Below are 2,580 nucleotides of genomic sequence, written 5' to 3' on the forward strand. Positions count from 1 at the left end.
TGTCAATGGCCACGAAGTTCTCCCCGTAGGCGGCCAGTAGTTCTCCCCGCTGGTGGCCACGGGTTCTCCCCGGTGGCGGCCAGTTGTTTTTCCCCACCCGCTTTCTGATTTGGGTTAGCTGAAGGGCTTCACCCCCTTGCCGGTGGTGGCTTCGGTGAGGCGGAAGGAGTCGCCGTCGGTGACGACGACGTGCGCATGGTGCAGGAGCCGGTCAACGGTGGCGGTGGCCAATGTTTTGGGCATGATCTCGTCGAAGCCGGAGGGGTGCAGGTTGCTTGAGACGGCAATCGCTCGGCGTTCGTAGGCAGCGTCGACGAGGCGATAGAATCCTTCGGCGGCGTCTTCAGAGACCGGGAGCAGACCGATGTCGTCGACGATGATCAGGTCGGAGCGGATGATCCTCGTCAGGGCTCGGGCGATGGAGTCGTCGGCACGGTGCCGGCGGACCAGGGCACCGAGGTCTTCGATGGTGAACCAAGACACCGCCAGCCCAGCTTCGACTGCGGCCTGCCCGAGTGCCTCGGTGAAGTGAGACTTGCCAGTTCCCGAAGGCCCACAGACGCAGAAACATTCACGCCGCCCGACCCACTCCAGGGTGCGGAGCGCGTCCTGGGTGGCGCGGGGAATCGACGATTTCGTTTCGTCCCAGTCGCCGAAGGTCTTGCCGGTAGGGAAACCCGCGCGTTTGCGGCGAGTGTGCAGGTTCGCCCGGTCCCGGCCGGCGGCTTCCTCAGCGAGGAGAACCCGCACGACTTCGGCGGGGTCCCAGCGTTGGGCTTTCGCGGTCGGGATGATATCGCTCAAGGACCTGCGGATATGGGGCAGTTTCAGGCGTTTAGTCAGGTCGATCGCCTCGGCCAACGGGTCGCCGTTAGCGCTGGTAACAGTGCGCAAAGGGGTGCTCATCAGGCGTCATCGCTTTCATCGTCAGTAGTGGCTGGGCTGGCCGGCGCTGGTGTCTGGCCGAAGGTGGACCAGGCGGCGGTGCCCGGTTGCAGAGTGTGGTTCTCGCTGCGACGGACCGGATCAGCGTGTTCGTGGGTGACTTGGTAGTCGAGGATCGAGATCAGGTCCCGATCGGCGAACCGGCCGGTCATCGCCGCCGTCCCCAACGCTCTGTCGACTGCGTCCGGGGAGTGCAGCTTCGAAAGGTCCACGGCCTCGGCCATCTTCGCCCTGATGCGGCGCGCTCCCGCGGCGGCAGCCTCGACCAGCCAGCTGTTGGCACCCTGGCCCAACTGTAGGAAGGCGAGCTCGGCGGCGGTACGAGGCTTGGGCACCCGGTCGGCGGCGTCGCGGTCTGGGCGGGGTGGGTAGTGGTCGTTGTCGAGGACCGGTGAACCGGGTTGGCCGCGGCGGTGCCGCGCGACTTCGACTGCACCGCCATCATTGTCGACGGCGGTCACGATCAGCTCCTCACCATGGAAGCGGGCCCAGACCCGAGTGTCGATCAACGTGTGCGGCACCGAATACCGCACCCCTTCCACCGAGATCGTCGACTCCCAGTTCACCCGCCGGGTAGTGCCGAACACCGCGGTGAACGGAGATTTCGGCAGCGGATGCAGCCGCTGCAACTCTTCGGCCAGCCGCTCGACCGGCCGCCGCCGAGTAGAGCTGTGGACGCGGGTGTTGACGTCGGTGCAGAACTGCCGGCAAGCCGACTCGAGCTCACCGAAAGAGTGATACTGCTCGCGCAGGTTCACCTCCTTCGGCAACAGGTCGGCTTTGGCGATCCGCACCGTCGCCTCACTTCCTCCCTTCGACTCCGGATCAGCAGGTAAACACGTCCGCAGCGTCGTGCCGTAATGCCGTGCCACCTCCACGATCTCCGGATTGCGGACCGCGATCCCGGCCACGTGATCGATCGTCGCGGTCTTCTCGTTGTCGGTGAGGACATAGACCGGAACCCCGCCCAAGCGGCGGAATGTCGCATCCAAACACGCCGCCACCGTCGGCAATGTCTTGTCCCAGATCGGGATCACCACCCGAAATCGCGACCACGCCAACCATGCGCAGAACAACGTCGTCTTCCGGCCGGAAATCGTTGGCCCGTCACCGAAGTCGTACTGTAACCACAGCCCAGGTTCGGTTACCCACGGCCGATACACTCGCCGCCGACCAGCCCGAAACTGGGCCTTCGCCTCCGCGACCGTCCGGCGCGTGGTCCGCTCACCGCCGGTGAACCCCAGCGCGACGATCCGTTCGTGGATGACATCCGCGCGGACCTTGCCCTGCGAGCGGACCACCAACTCCTCGATCTTCGGCAGAAAGTCGTCGATCGCCCGCGCTCGATGCCGCCGGCGGTCCGGCGGCTGCCCCGCAGCGCGCATCTGCACATACCGGGCCACCGTGTGGTGATCACACCCAGCCAGCTCCGCCGCCGCCCGATAACTACCCGTGAGGTCGTACGCCTCCAAAATTTCCATGATCTCCCTGCTCGATTTCATCCACCCAGCGTTGCCGGGACCGAATCTGACTCACAGCAGGTGGGGAACTATCTGGCCGTACGCGGGGAGAAACCATGGCCACAAAATGCGCCATAAATGGCCGCCAGTGGGGAGCTTACGATGGCCGTCGACA

2 protein-coding genes are annotated in these 2,580 nt (G+C 65.2%); both read right to left on the reverse strand.

Annotated elements, in window-relative coordinates; all coding sequences use genetic code 11:
• Positions 1 to 114: 114 nt before the first annotated feature.
• Positions 115 to 906 carry an IS21-like element IS1415 family helper ATPase IstB gene (gene istB, locus M1L53_RS32940; protein WP_003944771.1) on the reverse strand — a complete coding sequence of 264 codons (792 nt, stop codon included), beginning with the start codon at positions 904 to 906 and terminating at the stop codon, positions 115 to 117.
• Complete coding sequence (gene istA, locus M1L53_RS32945) at positions 906 to 2,447, reverse strand: IS21-like element IS1415 family transposase (protein ID WP_030538069.1); 1,542 nt, start codon at positions 2,445 to 2,447, stop codon at positions 906 to 908. Before istA ends, istB begins: the two co-directional genes overlap by 1 nt.
• Positions 2,448 to 2,580 lie beyond the last annotated feature (133 nt).

It is taken from the genome of Rhodococcus sp. T9N (assembly GCF_024436645.1).
In the GTDB taxonomy this organism is placed as follows: Bacteria; Actinomycetota; Actinomycetes; order Mycobacteriales; family Mycobacteriaceae; genus Rhodococcus_F; species Rhodococcus_F qingshengii.

What these genes read in the sequence shown, in the direction of transcription:
- istA (WP_030538069.1), bottom strand. Translation starts at nt 2,447, where the DNA reads ATGAAATCGAGCAGGGAGATCATGGAAATTTTGGAGGCGTACGACCTC.
- istB (WP_003944771.1), bottom strand. Translation starts at nt 906, where the DNA reads ATGAGCACCCCTTTGCGCACTGTTACCAGCGCTAACGGCGACCCGTTG.